This is a genomic window from Martelella sp. HB161492, from assembly GCF_013184775.1.
Lineage (GTDB): Bacteria > Pseudomonadota > Alphaproteobacteria > Rhizobiales > Rhizobiaceae > Martelella.
Genome location: NZ_JAATVV010000007.1, coordinates 318,317 through 341,525, shown reverse-complemented (window position 1 = coordinate 341,525; position 23,209 = coordinate 318,317). Strand labels below are relative to the sequence as shown.

Below are 23,209 nucleotides of genomic sequence, written 5' to 3'. Positions count from 1 at the left end.
GTGCTCAAAGGATAACGCGGGGTGGAGCAGCCCGGTAGCTCGTCAGGCTCATAACCTGAAGGCCGCAGGTTCAAATCCTGCCCCCGCAACCAAATCATTCAAAAACCCCTGCAGCCCAGCTGCAGGGGTTTTGGCGTTTCTCCGCCAATGACGAGCCGATCACCAGCGAGCTCAGACCCAGCTTCCGCCCGCGCGCTGAGATGCCTCCTGCCGCTCGGCCGGCGAACTACACGGTGCCTGGCTGGCCTCAAGCGGTGTTTTGGCATTGTCGCCTTTCAGGCTATGATCCTGTTGTCGCGTAACCTTGACGGGATGCCCGGATCGGTGTTGCACCGGAAAGGAGCGGGTCGGGACAGGCGCCGGTTTCTTACGGATTCGTGATAAACTGCATTCCTGCTTGCCGTGGACCGCCCGTCGGCTATGCTTCCGGCACGCGTCTTCCCGAAAGACCGAGGCTTTATCGGCGCGGCATGTTTCGGAAATCCGGACTGGCTGATGGACAACACTGCAGCACTGTTTTCAACATTTTCGGCGACTTTCCTTGCATCGCTTGTCGAGGTCGTCGAGGCCTTTACCATTGTGCTGGCGGTCAGTCTGACGCGCGGCCTGCGTCCGGCGCTCACCGGCAGCGCGCTGGCGCTTCTTGTCCTTGTCGGGCTGGTTCTCAGTTTCGGTCCGTTCTTCGCTCTGGTTCCGTTGCAGCCGCTGCAGCTGGTTATCGGTACGGCGATGTTGCTCTTCGGCATGCGCTGGCTGAGAAAGGCGATTTTGCGTGCTGCCGGTCGGCTTGCGCTCCGTGATGAGGCGGCCGTCTTTGCGCGAGAGATCGATGCTTACGCGGACGGGGACGATAACCGCCGTTCGGATTACCTTGCCGGCATTGCGGCTTTCAAGGCGGTGCTGGTTGAAGGCGTTGAAGTGGTTTTCATCGTCATCGCCGCTGGAACGGCGCATAACATGACGATGGTTGCGGGCATTGGCGCGCTTGCGGCGGCACTGCTGGTCGCACTTGTCGGCCTTGTCGTGCACAAGCCGCTTTCCAGCGTACCGGAAAACACGATCAAATTCGTCGTCGGGCTGATGCTTACTGCCTTCGGGGTTTTCTGGGTCGGTGAAGCGATCGGCTTGCACTGGCCCGGCGGCGATCTGTCCGTCCTGGCGTTGTTCCTGCTGTTTGCCGGGGTGTCGGCCCTAGCGGTCAGGCGGCTCGAAGCGGAGTGCGAAACGATGGAAGCTTCGCAATGAAACTGGTTCGTGAGATCCTTGCCGAGCTTTATGGGCTGTTTGTCGACGATGGCTGGCTCGCTTTGCAGGTTCTGGCTGTTGTCTTCCTTTGTGCCCTGGCGGTTGGCCGTTTCGGGGTTTCGCCTTTTGCGGCCGGCGGTTTCCTGATCGTCGGCTGCATGGTGATCCTCATGCTGAGCCTCAGGCGCAGCCGATAATCGGCCAAGAGAGGAATGGGACTGCTCATCATGCGCATTCTGGTTCTTGAAGATGATCGTCGCACTGCGAATTTTCTCAGCCGGGGGCTGAGTGAAGCCGGTCATGTCTGTGATGTCGTCTTCGATGGCCGCGTGGGCCTTAAGCGTGCCATGATGGCCTCGGAAAATTACCAGCTTCTGATCATCGATCGCATGCTGCCGGAACTGGACGGGCTTTCGGTCGTGCGGGCGGCCCGTGCCGCCAGAGTGGCAACACCGATGCTGTTTCTGACGGCGCTTGGCGGTGTGGATGATCGGGTTGAGGGGCTTGAAGCCGGCGCGGATGATTATCTGGTGAAACCTTTCGCCTTTTCCGAACTTCTGGCGCGCATCAACGCGCTTGGTCGCCGGCCGCCGGTCAAGGCGGAACTGACGGTTTTGCGTGTTGCCGATCTTGAGATGGATCTTGTCCGCCGTGTCGTTCATCGCGGCGGCAAGGTGATCGAGCTGCAGCCGCGCGAATTCACGTTGCTGGAAGTGCTGATGCGCGCTGAAGGACAGGTGCTGACGCGGACCATGCTGCTGGAAAAGGTCTGGGACTTTCATTTCGATCCGCAGACCAGTGTCGTCGAAACCCATATCAGCCGGCTGCGCGCCAAGATCGACAAGCCCTTCTCCGTCCAGCTCCTGCACACGGTTCGCAATACGGGATACAGTTTCCATGCGCCGTAACAGGCTGTTGCGCAGCACGCCGGTCCGGCTGGCGCTGACCTATGGTGTCTTCTTTGTGCTGTCGTCGCTTGTTGTCTTTCTGGCGACCTTTCTCGTCGTGCGCGCTGAGATCTATGCCAATCTCGATATTTCCGTCCGTGAGACCTATGCCATCGTTGCCTCAAGCTATGAGCCGGAGGATGCGGAGGATCTGGTGGCGACGGTGAGAAGTTTCTCGCGGTTACGCCAGCATGAGCACTGGGTGTTCTATCTCGGGGCTGAAGACGGCAAGAAGCGTGCCGGAAATATCGAAAGGCCACCGACCGGGGAGGGGCTGACGACAGTTTCCGCCGTCGATCTCGGCCTTTCCGGCCAGGACCGCTTTCGGGTGATGCGTGGCGCGATCGCCGGCGGCGTCCTGGTCGTGGGGCAGAACCTGTCGGAGACCGAGGATATGGCGCAGGTCTTGCTGATCAACTTCGGCTGGGCGACGGGGCTGGCGATCCTGGCGGCGCTTGCGACCGGCATCCTTCTGGCGCGGCGGGCCCAGGCACGGCTGGATCGCATCGCTCAAACCATGAACGAGGTTTCCAGCGGCCGCCTTGACTGCCGGATTGACCTGGTCGGCAGGGGCGATGATATCGATGTCGTCTCGGCCCAGATCAATGCCGCACTTGATCGTCTGTCGGCGCTTGTCGAGGGCATGCGTCAGGTCAGCACCGATATTGCGCATGATCTGAAGACGCCGCTCTACCGTTTGCGGCTGGTGCTGGAAGAGGCCGCGGCGCTGTCCGCCCACGGGGCGGCAACGCCAGAACAGCTTGAAGAGGCACTGGCTGAAAGCGACCGGATCAATGCCATCTTCGAGGCATTGCTGCGGATCGCCCAGATCGAGGCTGGTGCCCGCCGGAAGCGTTTCCAGACCCTCGACCTTGCCGCAATCATGGGGGCGATCGCCGAAATCTACACGGATGTCGCCGAGGATAACGGGCAAAGCCTGAGCTTCACCTATAAGGGGCAGGGGCCGGCCGTGATGTCGGGCGATCGAGAATTGCTGATGCAGCTTTTCGTCAATCTCGTCGAGAATGCCATCAACCACTGCGCCGGCGGCGCCCGGATCGGCCTTGAGCTCGATGTCGAGGACGGGCGCCTGATCGCGGTGGTCTGTGATGACGGTCCTGGCATTCCCCGGGCTGAACGCGACAAGCTGTTCCAGCGTCTTTATCGGCTGGATAGAAGCCGCAGCACGCCGGGTAACGGGCTCGGCCTGAGCCTGGTGCGTGCTATAGCGGATCTGCACGGCATTGCCGTCCATATCGAAGATAACGAACCGGGCGCGCGCTTTGTCCTGGTGGTTCCGATGGTCAATGCCTAGAGCGCCGTGCCTCCTTTTGGACGCACCAGAACGCTCTATCATATTGAATCTATTCATCATTCTCTTCGAAAATCGGAATCGACTTTCGAAACGAATCATGCGCTTGTCATTTCTCTGACCGCCGCGCCGCTGTGGTCCTGATGCGCATCTGCGGGCCGGGCGCACTGACCTGCCGGGCTGCAACGGCTTGCGCTGATCGCGCCCGTGCTGAACTTGACTGACAGGATCACGCAGCCTATCCAATAGGCAGCAGAGGCAAGCCGGAGGGAGCGAAGGACCGGCATTTCACGCGATTGCCCGGCGGAAAGCCGCCTTTGCCTCTGGCCCCTTGAAGCGGCCTTTGCCAGCGCGAGAGGGCCTGATTGCTGGCGCGTGATTGCGCCATAGCCGGGTCTTCCGCCATCAAAAACGACCGGTTTTTCGTCTTGCGGAACCTTCTCTCCGGTCTGACGTTAAATTTTCAGGATGGTTTTAGAGATGGATTTGAAATTCGGAACGAGCGGTCTTCGGGGTCTTTCGACGGCGCTTGTTGGAGCGGCAGCGACGGTTCACATGGCTGGCTTCTGCCGTCATCTTCTTGCAAGCGGGATGGCGAAGGCGGGGGATCCGATCCTTGTCGGTCGCGATTTTCGTGCTTCGAGCCCGGAGATTGCCGAAAACTGCATGGCGGCGATTGCGGCGGCGGGTTTTCAGCCGGTCGATTGCGGCACGCTGCCGACGCCGGCGCTGTGCCTTTACGGTTTTGCCCGCCACGCAGGCGCGGTTATGGTCACCGGCTCGCATATTCCCGCCGACCGCAATGGCATCAAGTTCTATACGCCGAGCGGCGAGATCACCAAGGAAGACGAGGCGGCAATCAGCCGCCATGCTGGCGCCCTTGACGGCACGATGGCGGCTGGCCGGCTGAAAGGCGACGATCGGGCGGGCGAGGCGATGACGCTGTTCTTCGAGCGCAATCTTGCCGTTCTGCCGGAGGGAGCCCTGTCTGGCCTGCGGGTCGGCGTCTACCAGCATTCGACCGTGGCGCGGGATCTTCTCGTTGATCTTCTGGCGCATTACGGCGCCGAGGTGATGGCGCTTGGCCGTTCGGAAAGCTTCATTCCCGTCGATACGGAAGCCGTTTCGGATGAAACGGTGGCGCTGTTGAAGGGCTGGGCTCAAGAGCAGCACTTCGATGCGATTGTCTCGGCCGATGGCGATGCCGACCGGCCTCTGGTGGCCGATGAGACCGGCACACCGCTCCGCGGCGATCTGATCGGCCTGATGACGGCGCGTTTCCTGGGGGCCGATGTGGTGGTGACACCGGTCACCTCCAATTCCGGGATCGAGAAGAACGGGGCTTTCGATGTTGTGCGCACCCGCGTCGGATCGCCTTATGTGATCGCGGGGATGGAAGAGGCCCTGAAAGCGGGCCGGCATGGCGTGGTCGGTTTCGAGGCCAATGGCGGCTTTCTGACCGGCTCTGGCTTTGCGCCGTCGGGCCGGCCGATCGATGCGCTGCCGACGCGTGACTGCTTCCTGCCGATCCTGTCGGCGCTTTATCTTTCGGTGCGGGCGCAAAAGCCCCTGAGCAGCCTTGCCGCGACATTCAGCCTGCCGGTTGCCGCTGCCGACCGGATCAAGGATTTTGCCCAGTCGCGTTCTGAAGCCTTGATGGCCTATCTGCGCGGCTCGGATGACAATCTCGGCGCCTTTGTCGCGCCGCTGGGCCGGGTGGCGGCGAAGAGCGATATTGACGGGCTGCGGGTGACGCTTGAAGATGGCCGCATCATTCATTTCCGGCCATCCGGCAATGCCCCGGAGATGCGCTGCTATGTCGAGGCTGAAAGCGCCCCGGCGGCGGCAGATCTGCTCGGGCAGGGACTTGCCCTGCTTGCCGCCTTTGACGTTGGCTGAACCCTGATTTTAATTTCTAGCTTTATTTGGAGACATTGAAACATGACTGGTAAAATCGTTCCCGTGATCATGGCCGGTGGCAAGGGGACACGGTTGTGGCCTCTTTCGCGCGCGGCCGCGCCAAAACAGTTCATCCGTTTCCTCGGGCCGACGACGCTGTTTCAAAAGACGCTTGAGCGGGTTGCCGATGATGCGCGCTATGAAGCGCCGATCGTGCTGACCAATGAGGATTTCCGCTTTCTGGTGGCCGAGCAGGCGCGCGAGATGGATATCGCGCTGTCGTCGATCATTCTCGAACCGGTGGCGCGCAATACGGCGCCTGCGGTTGCGGCGGCCGCGGCGCTGGTGCAGTCGATGTTCGGCGCCGGTGCGATCATGCAGGTTCTGGCCTCCGACCATGAGATCGACGCGGATGAAAGCTATTTTTCCTGCATTGATACCGCCTTTGCGGCGGCCGAAGCGGGCAAGCTGGTGACCTTCGGGATTGCGCCGAGTGAGCCGGCGACGGGGTATGGCTATATCGAGGCGGGTGAAGAACTGGCGCCGGGTGCCTTTGCGGTGAAGCGTTTTGTCGAAAAGCCGCCGCTGGAAAAGGCGGAGGCAATGGTTGCGGCCGGAACCTTCACCTGGAATTCGGGCATGTTCATGTTTCCGGTCGGCACGCTGATCGGCGAGATGGAGGTCTATGCGCCGGAGGTGATGAGCCTTGCCGCCGAAGCGGTGGAGAAGGATACGGGCGATCTCGATTTTACCCGTCTCGATGCGGAAATCTTCGCGCAGTGCCCGGATATCTCGATCGACTATGCGATCATGGAAAAGACCGGCAATGCGGCGGTCGTGCCATCGGCGTTCAAATGGTCTGATCTCGGTTCGTGGGATGCGATCTGGAAGGATGGCGACAAGGATGGCGACGGCAATGTCGTTTCGGGCGATGCGACGCTGCTGAATACGAAGGACACGCTGGTGATCTCGCGCCATCTTCATGTGGCCGGTCAGGGGCTCGAGGGCATGGCGGTGATTGCCGGTGAGGATGCGGTCTATGTCGGCCGGCTGGAAGACAGCCAGAATGTCGGGCAGATCGTCAAGCAGCTGAAGGCCTCGAAGAAGACCGAAGCGCTGGCGCGCGAACATCCGACCTCCTACCGGCCCTGGGGCGGCTATACCTCGATCATCAAGGGCGAACGCTTCCAGGCCAAGCGGATCTTCGTGCATCCGGGCAAGCAGCTGTCGCTGCAGAAGCATCACCACCGCGCCGAGCACTGGATCGTCGTCAAGGGCACGGCCGAGGTGACGGTGGATGACACGGTCAAGATGCTGAGCGAGAACCAGTCGGTCTATATTCCGCTCGGCGCCGTGCACCGTCTTGCCAATCCCGGCAAGATCACGCTGGAGCTGATCGAGGTCCAGACCGGATCCTATCTCGGCGAAGACGACATCATCCGTCTCGTCGACGATTTCGGCCGCGGCTGAGGCAAGGGCGAGGCGCATCAAAAAGCCGCCGGATGTAAACCCGGCAGCTCAGATTGCTAACAAAATCAACCAGATTGTCTGTCCTGGGTGGAATAGCCGCCCTCTGCGTCGTCATCCCCGTGCTCGGCACGGGGATCCAGCCGCTTCAGGGCACTGTAGGACTTAGAGGGTCTTTCGCCGTGCAGAGGCACGGCTGCTGGAGTCAGGCACAGATATGACGCAAGTGGGGATTGGAAAGCATTCTCGACAGTCTGAACCGCCGGGCGGAAACCCGGCGGCTTTTTGCTGCTTCGATTGGGGGCCATTTACAGGATAAAGCGGGAGAGGTCCGTATCCTGCGCCAGATCGCCAACATGCTGGCGCACATAGGCCGCATCAATGGTGATTTCCTGGCCGCCGCGATCCGGTGCGTTGAAGGAGATCTCGTCCAGCACGCGCTCCATGACCGTCTGCAATCGCCGGGCACCGATATTTTCAACGGTGGCGTTCAGATGAACGGCAACATCGGCCAGCGCATCGATGGCGTCCTCGGTGAAATCGAGCGTCAGCTCTTCGGTTTCCATCAGCGCCTTGTACTGGCGGATCAGGCTGGCCTCGGTTTCCGTCAGGATGCGGCGGAAGTCTTCCTTGGTCAGCGCCTGCAATTCAACGCGGATCGGCAGGCGGCCCTGAAGTTCGGGCAGGAGATCGGACGGCTTCGAGACGTGGAAGGCGCCGGAGGCGATGAAGAGGATGTGATCGGTCTTTACCGGGCCGTATTTGGTGGCAACCGTGGTGCCTTCGACCAGCGGCAGCAGGTCGCGCTGCACGCCTTCGCGGGATACGCCGGCGCCCATGCCGCCCTCGCGGGAGGCGATCTTGTCGATTTCATCGAGGAAGACGATGCCGTCTTCCTGCACCAGGCGCATGGCCTCGCGCTGGATGACCTCGTCATCGATCAGCTTGTCGCTTTCGTCGCGGATCAGATCGGCATAGGAGTTCTTGACCGTGGTGCGGACCTTCTTGGTCTTCTGGCCGAAACCCTTGCCGAACATTTCCGACAGGTTCAGAACACCGATATTGGCGCCCGGCATGCCCGGGATCTCGAAGCCCTGACCCGCGGCCGGCGTATCGGCGATCTCGATGTCGATTTCCTTGTCGTCCAGCTCGCCATTTCTCAGTTTCTGGCGGAAACTGTCCTTGGTGGCCGGCGAGGCGGTCTTGCCAACCAGCGCATCGAGCACGCGTTCCTCGGCATTGGCATGGGCCTTGGCCTGCACGTCCTGACGTTTCTTCTCGCGCACCAGCACGATGCCGATTTCAACCAGGTCGCGGACGATCTGCTCGACATCGCGGCCGACATAGCCGACTTCGGTGAACTTGGTTGCCTCGACCTTGATGAATGGCGCACCGGCAAGCTTTGCCAGGCGGCGGGAAATCTCGGTCTTGCCGACGCCGGTCGGGCCGATCATCAGAATGTTCTTCGGCATGACCTCATCGCGCAGGTCTTCCGACAGCTGCTGGCGGCGCCAGCGGTTTCTGAGCGCAATAGCGACGGCGCGCTTGGCGTCGTGCTGGCCGATAATATGGCGATCGAGTTCGGAAACAATTTCGCGCGGGGAAAAATTCGTCATGATTTCAGTGCTCCTTGACGGTTCTCCGGCCTTATGAAAGCACCGGAGCCGCTGCTCTTGGTCGCGCCCGTTCAGGCCGCGTCGAGCGTTTCGACGATGACATTCTGGTTGGTGTAGACGCAGATCTCTGCGGCAATGCCCATGGCCTTGCGGGCGATTTCCTCGGCCGAACCGTCGCCATCCATCAGCGCGCGGGCCGCGGCATAGGCGTAATTGCCGCCGGAGCCGATCGCCATGGTGCCGTGTTCGGGCTCCAGCACGTCGCCGTTACCGGTGATCGCCAGGGTCACATCCTTGTCGGCCACCAGCATCATGGCTTCGAGATTGCGCAGATATTTGTCGGTTCGCCAGTCCTTGGCCAGCTCCACGGCGGCGCGCATCAGCTGGTCGGGATATTGCTCGAGCTTGCGCTCCAGCCGCTCCAGAAGGGTGAAGGCATCGGCGGTGGCCCCGGCAAAACCGGCGATCACATTGCCGCCCTTGCCGATCCGGCGCACCTTGCGGGCGTTGCCCTTCATCACTGTCTGACCAAGCGAGACCTGGCCGTCGCCGGCCATGACCACCTGACCGCCCTTGCGCACGGTAATGATCGTCGTCGCATGCATCGTGCCGTAGGGATTATGTTCGCTCATGGGCTCAAACCTTGTCCTTCGCGGCGCTTTTCAACCTCATGTCGGCGCGCCGGTTCGTGGTCCTATGTAGGCAGCGGCGTGGCATTTGCAATCCGCGTGCCCTTGCTTCTGGCCTATGTGCGTCTTTGCGCAAGTAAAATCCCGCCCAGAATGAGCAGCAGGCCGATATCGCGCAGCGGCGAGAATTCATTGATGCCGCTCACCATATCGACGACGATTCCGGTCAGCATCTGGCCGCCAATGATCAGCACGGCCGTTGCCACGGCGCCAATTTTGGGGATGACCCACGAGCCGGCGGCGACGAAGATGACGCCGATCGGTCCGCCCAGCCAGGCATAGGCGGGGATCGCGGAAATATCGGGCGGGAAAAGCCCGCCGACCGCCAGTGCCAGCAGGCAGATGGTGATGAAGCCGACGATATGATTGAAGAAGGAGGCGATCATCGGCGAGGTCGACAGCGACAGGCGGCCATTGATCTGACGCGAGATGCCGACGAGAAGACCGGCCGTCAGTGCAGCTGAAATGGCAGTGATCATGCGGGGCCTCCCGCGAGAATGACGGCAACGGATCCGCCAAGGATCAGGGCAACGGTGAGAAAATCGCGCAGATCGAGCTTGCGCGCCGGCAGGCCGAACAGGCCCCAGCGGTCGGCAGCAAGCGAGAAGATCACCTGACCGGCAAGACCGAGCGCAATCGTGCCGGACAGTGCCAGGGGGGAATTGACCGAGAGTGAGGCAAGAATGACGGTGGCGGCGCCTGAAACACCGCCAAGATAGGCCCACCAGGGTGCCTTCAGCCGGGGCGATGCGCCCGCAGCCGCAGGCCGGCCCTTGCCCGAAAAGGCGAAGATCAGGCCGAGAAAGATGATCGCCGCGATCGTGCCAGCGCCATGGGCGACGAAGGAGGCAAAAAGCGGGCTGCCATAATGGGCAACCAGACCGTTCATATGGGTCATCGCAGCCAGTAGGCCGCCGGAGGCAAAGGCAGCAATAAAATAGATGAATGCAGGGCGGGATTGTGTTGTCATGAAAATTGTCCCCTCTTGGCGTCCCCTGATAATTGAGCATCCGGATTTAGACGAGAAACGGGCAAAGTAAAACTACAAGACGATTGCCGGACTGCCTTTTCTTTTGCGAAACAGGGATGTGCCTGTTAAGAGACGGTCATCAATCCGCAGTGAAGAAGGTTGAGGGATATGGCCGTTCAGCAGGATATGCGTCGCGCGGAAATTCAGCGCGAGACCAAGGAAACCGCAATTTCGGTGGCCGTGAATGTCGATGGCACCGGGATTGCCGATATTGCCACCGGGATCGGTTTCTTCGATCATATGCTGGATCAGCTTGCCCGTCATTCGCTGATCGACATGACGATCCGCGCCAAGGGCGACACCCATATCGATGATCACCACACGGTGGAAGATACCGGTATCGCCATCGGTCAGGCGCTGGCCAAGGCGCTTGGCAGCCGTGCCGGTGTTACCCGCTATGCCTCGATCGATCTTGCCATGGACGAGACCATGACCAAGGCGGCAATCGACCTGTCCGGCCGGCCTTATCTGGTGTGGAACGTCACCTTCCCGTCGGAAAAGATCGGCACTTTCGATACCGAGCTGGTGAAGGAGTTTTTCCACGCCCTGGCCCAGAATGCCGGGATCACGCTGCATATTCTCAATCACTACGGGGCCAACAGCCACCATATCGCCGAAACCTGCTTCAAGGCGGTGGCGCGCAGCCTGCGCGCCGCGGCCGAGATCGATCCGCGCCAGGAGGGCCGCGTGCCCTCGACCAAGGGCATGCTCGCCTGATGGAGGATGATCATGGCAAGTTTTCTGGTTCTGCTACCGCCCGGTGAAAGTGCTGAAAAGGCGCCGGAAAAGACCGTTTTCATCCGCGATGGCTTTGCCTTCTGGGCGCTTGTTTTCGGACCGTTCTGGCTTTTGTTCCAGCGCGCCTGGCGCGCCGGGAGCTTAACGCTCGTGCTGTCGCTCCTGATCGCGGCTGCGGGTGATCTCGGCGGCTTCGATATGGAAGCGGGCCTCTGCGCAATTGCGCTCAACATCTTCATCGCGCTTGAGGCGCGCGGCTTTGCTGCCAATGCGATGGAGCGGCGCGGCTTTCGTCTCGATGCGGTCATCGTTGCCGATGATATCGATGAGGCCGAAGAGCTTTATTTCGCCGGATTTGAGGAGGCCGAGACCGCCCCGCCGGATTTTGCAACGAAAGGCCCGACAAGGGCCGAACCGGCGCCGTCGGGCATCGCCCTGATGGACGCCTATGGAATGTCACCATGAGCACTCTCGCCATCATTGATTACGGGTCGGGCAATCTGCGCTCGGCCACCAAGGCCTTCGAGCGCGCCGCGCGCGAATGTGGGAGCGATGCGGAAATCATCCTGACCGACAAGGCAGAGATCGTTGCGGCCGCCGACCGTATCGTGCTGCCGGGCGTTGGCGCCTACGCCGATTGCCGGGCGGGGCTTGATGCCGTGCCGGGCATGGTCGAAGCGATTATCGAGGTGGCCGAGACAAAGGCGCGCCCCTTCCTCGGCATCTGCGTCGGCATGCAGCTGATGTCGGATCGCGGCCTGGAAAAGACGGTGACGAACGGTTTTGGCTGGATTTCCGGCGATGTCACGCTGATCAAACCAGCCGATCGTGCGCTGAAAATTCCCCAGATCGGCTGGAATACGCTGACGCTCAGGAGCGAGCACCCGCTGTTTGACGGCATCGAGACGGGCGAAGACGGGCTGCATGCCTATTTCGTCCATTCCTATCATCTGGCGGCACAGAAGCCGGAACAGGTGATTGCCGTGACCGATTACGGCGGTCCCGTCACCGCTTTCGTTGCCAATGGCAACAAGGCCGGCTCGCAGTTTCACCCGGAAAAGAGCCAGACGCTCGGCCTGAAACTGATCGCCAATTTCCTGGAGTGGACGCCGTAAGGCGTCAGACAAGAGACGAAAATCATGATCCTTTTTCCCGCCATCGATCTGAAAGACGGCCAGTGCGTGCGCCTCAAGCTGGGCGATATGGACCAGGCGACGGTCTATAATCCCGATCCCGGCGCCCAGGCGAAAGCCTTTGAGGACCAGGGCTTTTCCTGGCTGCATGTGGTGGATCTGAACGGCGCCTTTGCCGGGCGCACCGTCAATGGCGATGCCGTCGACGCCATCCTGAAGGCGACGAAGAACCCGGTACAGCTTGGCGGCGGCATCCGTTCGCTGGAGCATATCGAAAACTGGCTGTCGCGCGGGCTTGCCCGCGTCATTCTCGGCACGGTCGCGGTTCGCGATCCCGATCTGGTCAGGGCCGCCTGCAAGGCCTTTCCGGGCAAGGTTGCCGTCGGCATTGATGCGCGCGGCGGCAAGGTGGCCGTCGAGGGCTGGGCGGAAGCCTCGGAGCTTGAGGTTGTCGAGCTGGCAAAGCGCTTCGAAGGCGCGGGCGTCGCGGCGATCATCTATACCGATATTGATCGTGACGGCGTGCTGGCCGGGATCAACTGGGCTTCGACGCTGCATCTGGCGGCGTCAGTTTCGATCCCGGTGATTGCCTCGGGCGGCCTTGCCTCGATGGATGATATTGCCCGCATGACCGAGCCGGATGCACAGAGCCTCGAAGGCGCGATTTCCGGCCGCGCGCTTTATGACGGGCGGATCGATCCGGCGGCGGCGCTGGCGTTGTTGGCCGCTGCAAAGGCCTGATGCACAGGCTTCCACCGCGCCAGCCGTGGTTTTCCATCCTGTTTGCCGCAGCGCTTCTGTGTCTGGCCTTTGCGCCGGTTGTGTCAGCCATGGCCGCCATCGCGGTGGCTGACGCCCATGATTGCCGGCTGGATGAGGGCGGATTTTACCCTTGTGTCGTTGCTGGCCATGATGTTGGCGCGCTGATCGGCACTATGGCCATTGCGGCCTGGCTGTTTTTGGTAACCCAGCCACTTGCCATTGCAATTGCGTCTGGCTGGCTTGTCGTTCTGGCATTGAAGCGCGCGGTGACCCACTATAAGAAGGGCAGACATAATTTGACCCCGACCGGCTGAGGCGCATTTGAAGCGCCATTGAGGCCTGCCCGGTGATCATGATTGGTTCGGAGACGATCAAATGACCCTGAAAGCCCGTGTCATTCCCTGCCTCGACGTCAAGGACGGCCGTGTCGTCAAGGGCGTGAATTTCGTCGATCTGATTGATGCCGGCGATCCGGTTGAGGCGGCGCGCGCCTATGATGCGGCCGGTGCCGATGAGCTCTGCTTTCTCGATATCACCGCCACGTCGGACAATCGCGAGACCATTTTCGATGTCGTCACCCGCACCGCCGAGCAGTGCTTCATGCCGCTCACCGTTGGTGGCGGCGTGCGCGAGGTCGCCGATATCCGCAAGCTGCTGCTCTGCGGTGCCGACAAGGTCTCGATCAACTCGGCCGCGGTGAAGAACCCGGATTTCGTCGCCGAAGCAGCCGACAAGTTCGGCAATCAGTGCATTGTTGTCGCCATTGATGCCAAGCGTCGGGCAACGCAGGCGCCGGGCCGGGAAAACCGCAGTGCCTGGGAGATCTACACCCATGGCGGCCGTCAGCCGACCGGCATCGACGCGGTGGAATTTGCCGAAAAGGTCGTGGCCCTTGGCGCTGGCGAAATCCTGCTCACATCCATGGATCGCGATGGCACCAAGGCCGGCTATGATCTGGAGCTGACGCGCGCGATTGCCGATGCGGTTTCGGTGCCGGTGATTGCCTCGGGCGGCGTCGGCACGCTTGATCATCTGGTGGACGGGATTGCCGAGGGACATGCGACGGCGGTTCTGGCGGCCTCGATCTTCCACTTTGGTACCTATTCCATTGGCGAGGCCAAACAGTATATGGCTGATCGCGGTATCGCGATGCGGCTGGACTGAGGGAGGAAAGCCATGACCGATTTTTCGCTTGCCGATCTTGAAGCCATTGTCGCAAAGCGCGCAGGTGCTTCTCCGGATGAAAGCTGGACGGCAAAACTGGTGTCCCACGGCCAGCGCAAGGCGGCCAAGAAGCTCGGTGAGGAAGCCACCGAGGTGGTGATTGCCGCCATTGCCGAAGATCGCGAAAATCTGACCTATGAAGCCGCTGATCTGCTTTATCATTTGCTGGTCGTGCTCAAAATTGCCGATATTCCGCTGGATGATGTCATGAACGAGCTTGCACGGCGGCAGGGCCAGTCGGGCATAGCCGAAAAGGCGGGGCGGACGGTTGAATGACGACGGCGGGAACGGCCTTGGCCGACGAGATCAACGCATCGGCAATTGCGCTCGATCGTTTCGCGGCGGGGCAGGTGTCGCCCTATCGCTTCTTCACGGCGGATGAGTGGTCCCATTTTCGCGCCGATACGCCGATGACGCTGAAGGCGGAGGAAGTCCGTCAGCTTCGCTCTCTCAACGACCCGATCGATCTGGAAGAAGTGCGGCGCATCTATCTGTCGCTGTCACGGCTGCTGTCATCGCATGTCGAAAGCTCGCAGATGCTGTTCCGGCAGCGCAAGCGGTTTTTGAATTTCAGTGAGGACGACAACAAGACCCCCTTCATCATCGGGGTCGCCGGACCGGTGGCGGTGGGAAAGTCGACCACGGCGCGGCTGCTGAAACAGCTGCTGGCGCGCTGGCCGTCAAGCCCCAAGGTCGATCTGGTCACCTCGGATGGCTTTCTCTATCCCAATGACGTGCTTGAACGAGAAGGGCTGATGCGTCGCAAGGGCTTTCCCGAAAGCTTCGATACGGGTGCGATCCTCAAATTTCTCTCCGCCATCAAGGCCGGGATGCCGAATGTCCGCGCGCCGCTTTATTCGCATCTGTCCTATGATGTTCTGTCCGATGGCTTCGTGACCGTTGACCGGCCGGATATCCTGATTTTCGAGGGTATCAATGTGCTGCAGTCGCGCGATCTGCCGGCCGGCGGACGGATGGTGCCGATCGTCTCGGACTTTTTCGATTTCTCGATCTATATCGATGCGGAAGTCGAACAGATCCGGCAGTGGTATGTTGACCGTTTCCTCAAGCTGCGGCGCACCGCCTTCCAGGACCCGGCTTCCTACTTCCACCGCTATTCCGCGCTGGATGAGGCCGAAGCGCTGTCGATCGCGGAAGATCTGTGGCGCAATATCAATCTCAAGAATCTCGAGAACAACATCCTGCCGACCCGGCCGCGTGCCGATCTCATTCTGCGCAAAGGCCGTGATCATCTGGTGGAGACGGTGGCGCTGAGGAAACTGTGACGGGTGTCAGACGGGGGTAACCCGTCTCAGCGTCAGATTGATCCGTCCACCTTTCTTCAAAAGGGTCGACGTATCGGGATAAATCCGCGTCACCCCATGAAAGGCGAGCCGGCTTTTGCCGCCAAGGATGACGATATCGCCGCTCCTGAGCTTCAGCGATTGTGCTTTGTCGCCGCGCGACGGGCCGCCGATCCTGAACAGGCAGCTGTCGCCGAGCGATATTGACAGGACCGGCGCTGAAAATTCCGCTTCGTCGCGATCCTGATGCAGGCCCATTTTCGCGGTTTCGTCATAGAAATTCACCAGGCAGGCTTCCGGCGGGGCGTCAAAACCGGAAAGCGTGTTCCAGAGCGCCAGCAGTGCGGGCGGGATGTCCGGCCAGGCTTGCCCCGTGACCGGGTGAAGCGGCTGGTAGCGATAGCCGCGCTCCTTGTCGGTCACCCAGCCGAGCTGTCCGCAATTGGTCATGCGCACGGACATCGCTTTTCCCGTGCGCGGCATCACCGGCACATAGAGCGGGGCCTTTGCGACAATGGCGCGAATGTCGCCGACAAGGGCTTCCTGGGCCCTGCGGTCGAGATGGTCCGGCAGATAGGAAAAGCCGTCGGGCAGCCCGGTTGCGGCCATGGCGGTCAGTCCTCCCGGCCCGGCTTGCCGCGCATCTTCTTGACCTCGGAACGGCCGGACTTTTCCTTCAGCCGGCGTTCAATCGAGCCGCGCGTGGGCCTGGTCTTGCGCCGCGCCGGCGGAGGCGGCAGGGCGGCCTCCAGTACCATTTCCTTCAGCCTTTCGCGTGCGTCCTCGCGGTTGCGCTCCTGGCTGCGGTGGCTTTTGGCCTCGATCATCAGCACGCCCTCCTTGGAGACGCGCCGGCCGCCAATGCGGATCAGATTGCGGCGGATCCGTTCGGAAAGGGCAGGTGAGGTGGCAACGGAGAAGAACAGCTGAACGCCGGTGGCAAGCTTGTTGACATTCTGCCCGCCAGGGCCGCCGGTCAGGATGAATTGTTCGGTCAGTTCCCAGCCGGAAATGACGATCCGGTCGTTGATATGAAGATCGCTTGCAGCCATGGTCCACTCCTTGGCGCCATATCACACGGGGTGCGGGCCAAGGGCAAGCAGATCAGAGGGGAAAATGCCCGGCGGCAGGGAAAAACCGGCCGGGCATTTTCACTGTGCTCCTCCCACGGAGCCCTGATCAGGCGCTGGCAAGCGTCTTCGGTGCCGCAGCCCGTACGCCGTCGTCGACATGGGTCTCGAACTTGGCGAAGTTGCTGATGAACATGTCGACAAGCTTGGCGGCCTGGCGGTCATAGGCCATCGGGTCCGACCAGGTGTCGCGCGGGGTCAGGATCGTCTGGTCGACACCATCAATGGCGAGCGGAACGGCAAAGCCGAAATTGTCATCGATGCGGAATTCCGCCGATTTCAGATCGCCTGACAAGGCCTTTGCCAGCATGGCGCGGGTCTGGCGGATCGGCATGCGCTTGCCGGTGCCGTAGGCGCCGCCGGTCCAGCCGGTATTGACCAGCCAGCAATCGACCTCGTGAAGCGCGATCAGATCCTTCAGAAGATTGCCGTATTCCGCCGGATGGCGCGGCATGAAGGGAGCGCCGAAACAGGTCGAGAATGTGGCTTCCGGCTCGGTCACGCCCTTTTCGGTGCCGGCAACCTTGGCGGTATAGCCTGACAGGAAGTGGTACATGGCCTGTTCCGGCGTCAGCTTGGCAATCGGCGGCAGCACGCCGAAAGCATCGGCCGTCAGCATGATGATCGTCTTCGGGTGGCCGGCCTGACCGGTTTTCGAAGCATTAGGAATGAAATCGAGCGGATAGGCGCAGCGGGTGTTTTCCGTCAGCGAACCATCATCGAAATCGGGCTTGCGGTCGGCATCAAGCACGACATTTTCGAGCACGGTGCCGAAGCGTTTGGTGGTGGCGAAGATCTCGGGCTCGGCTTCCGCCGAAAGCCGGATCGTCTTGGCATAGCAGCCGCCTTCGAAGTTGAAGATGCCCTTCTTGCCCCAGCCATGTTCGTCATCGCCGATCAGCGTGCGTGTCGGATCGGCCGACAGCGTGGTCTTGCCGGTGCCCGACAGGCCGAAGAAGACGGCGGCGTCGTCCTTCGCGCCGACATTGGCCGAGCAATGCATCGGCATGACGCCGCGGGCCGGCAGCAGATAGTTCAGCATGGTGAAGACCGATTTCTTGATCTCGCCGGCATAGGATGTCCCGCCGATCAGCACCAGGCCGTTGGTAAGGTCGCAGGCGATCACCGTCTCCGTGCGGCAGCCGTAACGCTGCGGATCAGCCCGGAAACTCGGCAGGTCGATGATCGTCAGCCTGGCGGTGAAATGCTCGAGCTGGGCGCGGTCCGGACGGATCAGCAGATTGCGGATGAACATGGCGTGCCAGGCATATTCGCTGACCACACGGGTCGGCAGCGCATTGTCGGCATCGGCGCCGCCGATCAGATCCTGAATGAAGAGGTCGCGGCCTTCCGCATGGGCCAGCATGTCCTGCTTCAAAAGCGCAAAATGCTCCGGCGACATCTTCTTGTTGTTGTCCCACCAGATTTCGGGCTCGGTGGTCTGGTCGCAGACAACAAATTTGTCCTTGGCAGAACGGCCTGTATGCTGGCCGGTGAGCGCGCGCAGGGCGCCATCGGCCGTCAAAACGGCTTCGCCGCGACGCAATGATTCCTCGCAGAGCTGTGACGGCAAAAGATTGTAATAAACACCCCCCAGGTTTTTCAGACCCAGCGATGCTGCCGGAAACCCCTGATTGTAGAGCCCGAATTCCTCCATGATCCAATCCTTCATTGGCTAAACAAATTGAATTTTTTAAACTTATATTTAATCAAGTCGGAATGTGCAACGGGAAATGACATAAAATATAGCAATATCAATTATTTAATCGTTTTAAACAAAATTGTGGCGGCATGTAAGATTTAAATCCGCGTGGATTGCCATATATTTAGCCGGATATGGCGAAGAGCGAGAAAAAGCCGGTTTAACCGTGTCAGAGCGCCGCAAAGACGGCGTTGCCACAATTTGTTCCAGTTTTTTTCCAAGAGATGCTAAAAAGACATCAGAAGCGGCCGCCGTTAAAACGCGGCCTCTCGACAGTAGGAGCCTATGATGCAGACCATCGCCCTTGTGGACGACGACCGAAACATCCTGACGTCGGTTTCGATCGCGCTTGAATCCGAGGGATATCGTGTCGATACCTATACGGATGGCGCAACCGCGCTGACCGGGCTGTTGTCCAACCCGCCGCAGCTGGCGATCTTCGACATCAAGATGCCGCGCATGGATGGTATGGAGCTGCTCCGCCGTCTGCGTCAGAAATCGGATGTTCCGGTGATCTTCCTCACCTCCAAGGATGAGGAAATCGATGAACTCTTCGGTCTGAAGATGGGCGCCGATGATTTCATCACAAAGCCCTTTTCGCAGCGCCTTCTGGTCGAACGCGTGCGCGCGGTTCTGCGCCGCGTTGCCGGGCGTGATGCTGCGGCATCGGGCGGTGTCAAGACCGGTGACAGCGAGACGAACCGGCCGCTCGAGCGCGGCCAGCTGGTCATGGACCAGGAGCGTCACACTTGCACCTGGAAGGGCGATCCGGTCACTCTCACCGTGACGGAATTCCTGATCCTGCAGTCGCTCGCCCAGCGGCCCGGTGTGGTCAAGAGCCGTGACGCGCTGATGGATGCGGCCTATGATGATCAGGTCTATGTGGATGACCGCACGATCGACAGCCACATCAAGCGCCTGCGCAAGAAGTTCAAGCTGGTTGATCGCGAGTTTGACATGATCGAAACCCTGTATGGCGTCGGCTATCGCTTCCGCGACGCCGCTTGACAGGCATGACGTGACCGAACGGACTGGACAGGCCGCGACATCGCGGATCAGGAAACGCTGGCGTGGGCCTTTCATGACCCTGCGCAAGGTTCTGGCTGCGACGGTTTTCTCCAGCCTCAACTGGCGTATCCTGTTCTTCAATCTTCTGGCACTGTTCTTTCTGGTCGGCGGCATTCTCTATCTCAATCAGTTCCGCGAAGGCCTGATTGAAGCCCGCATGGAAAGCCTCACCACACAGGGCGAGATGATTGCCGGTGCGATTGCCTCGTCGGTGTCGGTCGAGAGCGACACGATGACGCTTGATCCGCAAAAGCTGCTGGAGCTGCAGGCCGGTGAAAGCGCCAGACCCTCTCCCAATGACGAGGATCTGAAATTCCCGATCAACCCGGAAAAGGTTGCACCGATCCTGAGACGGCTGATCTCGCCGACGCGCACCCGTGCGCAGATTTTCGATCCCGATGCCAATCTGATCCTCGATTCACGCTATCTGTTTTCGCGCGGCCAGATCCTGCGCTACGACCTGCCACCGGTGAGTGAAACGACGACCGAAACGGTGATCGGCAAGCTTGGCAATTTCCTCAACTGGGTGCTGCAGCCACATGGCGAGGCGCGTTATCAGGAAGCACCGGGCGGTGACGGCTCGATCTATCCCGAAGTGATGAAAGCTCTGAACGGCCAGACCGCCAAGGAAGTGCGGATGACCGACCAGGGGAACCAGATCGTTTCGGTTGCCGTGCCGATCCAGCGCTTTCGCGCTGTGCTCGGGGTTCTGCTCCTGTCGACCCAGGCCGGTGATATCGACAAGATCCTCCACAATGAACGGCTGGCGATCATCCGCATGTTTGTGGTCACCTCGCTTGTGACCATGGTCCTGTCCTTCATGCTGTCCTCGACGATCGCCAATCCGCTGCGCCGGCTTTCCGAAGCCGCCGTCAGGGTCCGTCGCGGCGGGCCGCGGGAGCGCCAGGAAATTCCCGATTATTCTGCCCGCCAGGACGAGATCGGCCATCTGTCGACGACGCTTCGGGAAATGACCACGGCGCTTTACGACCGGATTGACGCGATTGACAGTTTTGCCGCCGATGTCGCCCATGAGCTGAAAAACCCGCTCACCTCGCTCAGAAGCGCGGTCGAGACCCTGCCGCTTGCCAGAACCGAGGAGGCAAAGGCGAGGCTGACCGAAATCATCCAGCATGATGTGCGCCGCCTCGATCGGCTGATCAGCGATATTTCCGATGCGTCGCGGCTCGATGCGGAGCTCGCGCGTGAGGACGCTTCCGTCTTCGATGTCGAGACGCTGCTCAATGATCTTGTGACGCTGTCGCGGGATATCGGCTCGCGCAAGCCGGTCGAGATTGACCTTGAGGTCGATGCGCCCCATGGCGGCAAGAACAGTTTCGAAATTTTCGGCCATGATCTCAGGATCGGACAGATCATCACCAATCTGATCGAGAATGCGCGCTCATTCGTGCCGGAGAAAACCGGCCGGATCGGTGTCCGGCTGCGGCGCGGACGCAATCACATTGTCATCACCGTCGAGGACAACGGGCCGGGCATCCGGGCTGAAGACATTGAGCGCATCTTCGAGCGTTTCTACACCGACCGGCCGGATGGTGAGGCTTTCGGACAGAATTCCGGGCTCGGTCTGTCGATTTCGCGGCAGATCGCCGAGGCGCATGGCGGCACGCTGGTGGCGGAAAATATTGTCGACAAGGAAAGCGGCGACATCACCGGCGCCCGTTTCATTCTCACCCTGCCGGCGAGTTCCGGCCATCGCAACGCATGAGCGGGGTGCTTAATCTGCACGCAACCGCCGTCGTCATCGGTGTCACCGGCATCATGCTGGTCGGGCCGTCGGGGGCGGGCAAGAGCAGTCTGGCATTGTCGCTGATGGCAGAGGCCGCAGCGCTGGGGCTGTTTTCCCGGCTTGTCGCCGACGATCAGCTGTTCATCACGCAGCAAGGCGGGCGGGTGATTGCCAGTGCGCCGCCGGCCATTGCCGGCAAGATCGAGATCTACGGCAGCGGCATTGTCATAACCGACCATCTGCAGGCAGCGGTGATGGATGTCTGTGTCCAGCCTGTCAATGCTGAAACGGCCGAGCGACTTCCGCAAACCGGTCTGTTGTTCACGCTTCCGGGCGGTGCAACATTGCCGCTGCTGCCGTTGACGCTTCAGGGCGCAAGCCCGCTTGCCCGGCTGGACGCGCTTTGCCCGGGCCTGACAGAGGGGCGCCCGGCCCGGCCCCTGCGCTAGGGAGCCGTGCGTCCTTTTGGACGCAGCAGGACGCCCTAGCTTATTGAATCGACGCATCGGCTCGAAAATCGAACGCGATTTTCGAGCCGATGGGCGAAGAGAAATCCGTCGCGCGCTCCCGTGTCCGGCCAGTACCGGACGTTTGTGCCGCAGCAATGGGCTGGTGACATTCCGCCTTTTGGGCTTGCACTTCGCCGCCACTTCGACAAGATGGGCGAACAGGTTGTCTATGGGGTTTCGGGGTGATTGCCGAAACTGGACATGAAAAAGGGAGCGAAACCAACATGATCGGACTGGTGCTTGTAACCCATGGCAGACTGGCCGAGGAGTTCCGCCTCGCGGTTGAGCATGTGGTGGGCGCGCAGGACGCCATCGAGACGATCTCGATCGGTCCCGAAGATGATATGGACCAGCGGCGGGATGACATTCTCAAGGCCGTCAGTCAGGCCGATAGCGGCAATGGTGTCATCATCCTTACCGACATGTTTGGCGGAACGCCTTCCAATCTGGCGATCTCGATCATGAGCGCTGGGCGGGTAGAGGTCATTGCCGGCGTCAACCTGCCGATGCTGATCAAGCTGGTTGCGGTGCGTGGCGACAATGACATGGAAAAGGCGCTGGCCGAGGCGGAAGATGCCGGGCGGCGCTATATCAATGTCGCCAGCCGTGTGCTCAACGGAAAATAGGGTCGCGGCCTGATGAGCGAAGCGAGCCGTGAACTTACCATCATCAATCGTCGTGGCCTGCACGCGCGGGCGTCGGCGAAGTTCGTGCAGACTGTCGAACGTTTCGATGCCCATGTCACCGTATCAAAAGATGGCATGAGCGTTGGCGGTACCTCGATCATGGGGCTGATGATGCTGGCTGCCGGGATCGAAAGCCAGATTGTCGTCAGCGCCAGCGGCCCGGATGCCGATGAAGCGCTTGATGCGATTGCCAGCCTGGTCGAATGCCGCTTTGGCGAGGAATGCTAGCGCATCGGCTCGAAAATCGGGTTCGATTCTCGAAAAGAACGATGCGTAGATTCAATAAGATTGAGCGTCCTGCTGCGTTCAAAAGGACGCACGGCGTTCTAGGCCGGCCCGGGACATCCACGCCGTTTTCGTGAAGCCGATCTCCGGAGCGCGGTCAGGCCTTTCCCGGTTGCCACAATTCGATCTTGGTACCGTCGGGATCAAGCACCCAGGCGAAGCGGCCATTGTCATCACTGTCATCGCGGCCGAGAATGGCGACGCCTTTCTGGTCAAGCCGGCTGAGCATCAGGTCCATGTCATCAACGATGAAATTGATCATGAAATCGCGTGGTGAAGGCGCAAGATAGCCACTCTCTGCGTTGAAACTGCACCACAGCGAAGACGATCCGGAAGGCCGTGCCGCATCGTCAAATCGGCTGCCGCCCCAGGCCTCGACCGTCAGACCCAGCACGTCGCGATACCAGGCAGAAAGCCCCTCGCTATTGGCACTCAGCACGAAAATGCCACCAAGGCCAGTGACCCGGCCGGTTGAACTGCCATCTGCCATCGATATCCCCGCACCGTGTTGAAAGCCCGGATCGCATCCTGTTCATGCGCCAATCCTTGCCATTCTTTGTGGCATGAATAGGCCGCAGACCAGATTGTCGGAAAGACATAAAGATTTCTTTATGTCTTTCTTGCATGGTTCCGGCAAGGCTGTTAAACCCTTGGCCTGAAACTGACGGCCCTGAAAGGGCCCGGCGGGTCGAAGGATCCGCCATGTGCTACAGCTA

The 23,209-nt window shown here is 60.6% G+C and carries 27 protein-coding genes and 1 tRNA gene; 20 read left to right on the top strand and 8 right to left on the bottom strand.

Features of this window, described 5'->3' with window-relative positions:
* Positions 1-15 precede the first annotated feature (15 nt).
* From HCK86_RS14225 to HCK86_RS14195, 7 genes are all read left to right on the top strand, one after another.
* Positions 16-92 (top strand) — tRNA-Met (locus tag HCK86_RS14225).
* 403 nt (positions 93-495) lie between these two features.
* Entirely contained in the window at positions 496-1,245 is a 750-nt protein-coding gene (locus tag HCK86_RS14220; RefSeq protein ID WP_172332567.1) for a hypothetical protein, read from the top strand.
* On the top strand, positions 1,242-1,442 hold the full coding sequence (locus HCK86_RS14215; protein ID WP_172332566.1) for a hypothetical protein: 201 nt from the start codon (positions 1,242-1,244) through the stop codon (positions 1,440-1,442). The genes HCK86_RS14220 and HCK86_RS14215 overlap by 4 nt, the downstream gene beginning before the upstream one ends.
* Positions 1,443-1,472: 30 nt before the next feature.
* Positions 1,473-2,153, top strand: a complete 681-nt coding sequence (locus HCK86_RS14210) for a winged helix-turn-helix domain-containing protein (protein WP_172332568.1) — start codon at positions 1,473-1,475, stop codon at positions 2,151-2,153.
* Positions 2,143-3,507, top strand: coding sequence for a HAMP domain-containing sensor histidine kinase (locus HCK86_RS14205; protein WP_176085129.1), 1,365 nt, complete (start codon positions 2,143-2,145; stop codon positions 3,505-3,507). The genes HCK86_RS14210 and HCK86_RS14205 overlap by 11 nt, the downstream gene beginning before the upstream one ends.
* A gap of 477 nt (positions 3,508-3,984) precedes the next feature.
* Positions 3,985-5,403 (top strand): phosphomannomutase, encoded by a 1,419-nt coding sequence (locus HCK86_RS14200; protein ID WP_176085128.1) that lies wholly within the window; start codon positions 3,985-3,987, stop codon positions 5,401-5,403.
* Positions 5,404-5,445: 42 nt separating this feature from the next.
* Complete coding sequence (locus HCK86_RS14195) at positions 5,446-6,873, top strand: mannose-1-phosphate guanylyltransferase/mannose-6-phosphate isomerase (protein ID WP_176085127.1); 1,428 nt, start codon at positions 5,446-5,448, stop codon at positions 6,871-6,873.
* Between the two features lie 305 nt (positions 6,874-7,178).
* Here HCK86_RS14195 and hslU read toward each other — a convergent pair whose 3' ends face one another.
* The 4 genes from hslU to HCK86_RS14175 all read right to left on the bottom strand — a co-directional run bounded on the left by hslU (position 7,179) and on the right by HCK86_RS14175 (position 10,145).
* Positions 7,179-8,486, bottom strand: coding sequence for an ATP-dependent protease ATPase subunit HslU (hslU, locus tag HCK86_RS14190; protein ID WP_176085126.1), 1,308 nt, complete (start codon positions 8,484-8,486; stop codon positions 7,179-7,181).
* 71 nt (positions 8,487-8,557) lie between these two features.
* A complete protein-coding gene (gene hslV / locus HCK86_RS14185) occupies positions 8,558-9,118 on the bottom strand; it encodes an ATP-dependent protease subunit HslV (RefSeq protein ID WP_141148112.1) in 561 nt (186 codons plus the stop codon).
* Between the two features lie 113 nt (positions 9,119-9,231).
* A complete protein-coding gene (locus HCK86_RS14180; protein ID WP_176085125.1) occupies positions 9,232-9,654 on the bottom strand; it encodes a DMT family transporter in 423 nt (140 codons plus the stop codon).
* Positions 9,651-10,145: a DMT family transporter gene (locus tag HCK86_RS14175; RefSeq protein WP_176085124.1), complete on the bottom strand. Its 495-nt coding sequence runs from the start codon at positions 10,143-10,145 to the stop codon at positions 9,651-9,653. The genes HCK86_RS14180 and HCK86_RS14175 overlap by 4 nt, the downstream gene beginning before the upstream one ends.
* A 168-nt stretch (positions 10,146-10,313) precedes the next feature.
* Here HCK86_RS14175 and hisB point away from each other — a divergent pair, with 168 nt between their 5' ends.
* The 8 genes from hisB (at position 10,314) to coaA (ending at position 15,348) form a co-directional block, all read left to right on the top strand.
* Positions 10,314-10,922: an imidazoleglycerol-phosphate dehydratase HisB gene (gene hisB / locus HCK86_RS14170; protein ID WP_176085123.1), complete on the top strand. Its 609-nt coding sequence runs from the start codon at positions 10,314-10,316 to the stop codon at positions 10,920-10,922.
* Between the two features lie 12 nt (positions 10,923-10,934).
* Complete coding sequence (locus HCK86_RS14165; RefSeq protein WP_176085122.1) at positions 10,935-11,408, top strand: DUF2628 domain-containing protein; 474 nt, start codon at positions 10,935-10,937, stop codon at positions 11,406-11,408.
* Complete coding sequence (gene hisH / locus HCK86_RS14160; protein WP_176085121.1) at positions 11,405-12,058, top strand: imidazole glycerol phosphate synthase subunit HisH; 654 nt, start codon at positions 11,405-11,407, stop codon at positions 12,056-12,058. The genes HCK86_RS14165 and hisH overlap by 4 nt, the downstream gene beginning before the upstream one ends.
* Positions 12,059-12,082: 24 nt before the next feature.
* Positions 12,083-12,817 (top strand): 1-(5-phosphoribosyl)-5-[(5-phosphoribosylamino)methylideneamino]imidazole-4-carboxamide isomerase, encoded by a 735-nt coding sequence (hisA, locus tag HCK86_RS14155; protein WP_176085120.1) that lies wholly within the window; start codon positions 12,083-12,085, stop codon positions 12,815-12,817.
* A complete protein-coding gene (locus HCK86_RS14150; protein ID WP_176085119.1) occupies positions 12,817-13,152 on the top strand; it encodes a hypothetical protein in 336 nt (111 codons plus the stop codon). The genes hisA and HCK86_RS14150 overlap by 1 nt, the downstream gene beginning before the upstream one ends.
* 61 nt (positions 13,153-13,213) lie before the next feature.
* Positions 13,214-14,002, top strand: a complete 789-nt coding sequence (gene hisF / locus HCK86_RS14145) for an imidazole glycerol phosphate synthase subunit HisF (RefSeq protein WP_176085118.1) — start codon at positions 13,214-13,216, stop codon at positions 14,000-14,002.
* A gap of 12 nt (positions 14,003-14,014) precedes the next feature.
* Positions 14,015-14,338 (top strand): phosphoribosyl-ATP diphosphatase, encoded by a 324-nt coding sequence (locus HCK86_RS14140; RefSeq protein ID WP_176085117.1) that lies wholly within the window; start codon positions 14,015-14,017, stop codon positions 14,336-14,338.
* Positions 14,335-15,348 carry a type I pantothenate kinase gene (coaA, locus tag HCK86_RS14135; protein WP_176085116.1) on the top strand — a complete coding sequence of 338 codons (1,014 nt, stop codon included), beginning with the start codon at positions 14,335-14,337 and terminating at the stop codon, positions 15,346-15,348. Before HCK86_RS14140 ends, coaA begins: the two co-directional genes overlap by 4 nt.
* Before the next feature lie 6 nt (positions 15,349-15,354).
* On the opposite strand, the gene HCK86_RS14130 is transcribed toward coaA, so the two are convergent.
* The 3 genes from HCK86_RS14130 to HCK86_RS14120 all read right to left on the bottom strand — a co-directional run bounded on the left by HCK86_RS14130 (position 15,355) and on the right by HCK86_RS14120 (position 18,153).
* Complete coding sequence (locus HCK86_RS14130) at positions 15,355-15,975, bottom strand: alpha-ketoglutarate-dependent dioxygenase AlkB (protein WP_176085115.1); 621 nt, start codon at positions 15,973-15,975, stop codon at positions 15,355-15,357.
* Between the two features lie 5 nt (positions 15,976-15,980).
* Entirely contained in the window at positions 15,981-16,418 is a 438-nt protein-coding gene (arfB, locus tag HCK86_RS14125) for an alternative ribosome rescue aminoacyl-tRNA hydrolase ArfB (RefSeq protein ID WP_176085114.1), read from the bottom strand.
* A gap of 127 nt (positions 16,419-16,545) precedes the next feature.
* Positions 16,546-18,153, bottom strand: coding sequence for a phosphoenolpyruvate carboxykinase (locus tag HCK86_RS14120; RefSeq protein WP_176085113.1), 1,608 nt, complete (start codon positions 18,151-18,153; stop codon positions 16,546-16,548).
* 333 nt (positions 18,154-18,486) lie between these two features.
* Between HCK86_RS14120 and HCK86_RS14115 the strand changes: the two genes are divergently transcribed.
* The 5 genes from HCK86_RS14115 (at position 18,487) to HCK86_RS14095 (ending at position 22,436) form a co-directional block, all read left to right on the top strand.
* Positions 18,487-19,206: a response regulator transcription factor gene (locus HCK86_RS14115; RefSeq protein WP_176085112.1), complete on the top strand. Its 720-nt coding sequence runs from the start codon at positions 18,487-18,489 to the stop codon at positions 19,204-19,206.
* The gene (locus tag HCK86_RS14110) at positions 19,172-20,992 is read left to right on the top strand and encodes a sensor histidine kinase (RefSeq protein WP_176085111.1); all 1,821 of its coding nucleotides are present in this window, start codon (positions 19,172-19,174) and stop codon (positions 20,990-20,992) included. Before HCK86_RS14115 ends, HCK86_RS14110 begins: the two co-directional genes overlap by 35 nt.
* Complete coding sequence (locus HCK86_RS14105) at positions 20,989-21,462, top strand: HPr kinase/phosphorylase (protein ID WP_176085110.1); 474 nt, start codon at positions 20,989-20,991, stop codon at positions 21,460-21,462. The genes HCK86_RS14110 and HCK86_RS14105 overlap by 4 nt, the downstream gene beginning before the upstream one ends.
* Before the next feature lie 284 nt (positions 21,463-21,746).
* On the top strand, positions 21,747-22,148 hold the full coding sequence (locus tag HCK86_RS14100; protein ID WP_176085109.1) for a PTS sugar transporter subunit IIA: 402 nt from the start codon (positions 21,747-21,749) through the stop codon (positions 22,146-22,148).
* Between the two features lie 12 nt (positions 22,149-22,160).
* The gene (locus HCK86_RS14095; RefSeq protein WP_176085108.1) at positions 22,161-22,436 is read left to right on the top strand and encodes an HPr family phosphocarrier protein; all 276 of its coding nucleotides are present in this window, start codon (positions 22,161-22,163) and stop codon (positions 22,434-22,436) included.
* A 154-nt stretch (positions 22,437-22,590) separates the two neighbouring features.
* Here HCK86_RS14095 and HCK86_RS14090 read toward each other — a convergent pair whose 3' ends face one another.
* Complete coding sequence (locus HCK86_RS14090) at positions 22,591-22,983, bottom strand: VOC family protein (protein WP_176085107.1); 393 nt, start codon at positions 22,981-22,983, stop codon at positions 22,591-22,593.
* Positions 22,984-23,209 lie beyond the last annotated feature (226 nt).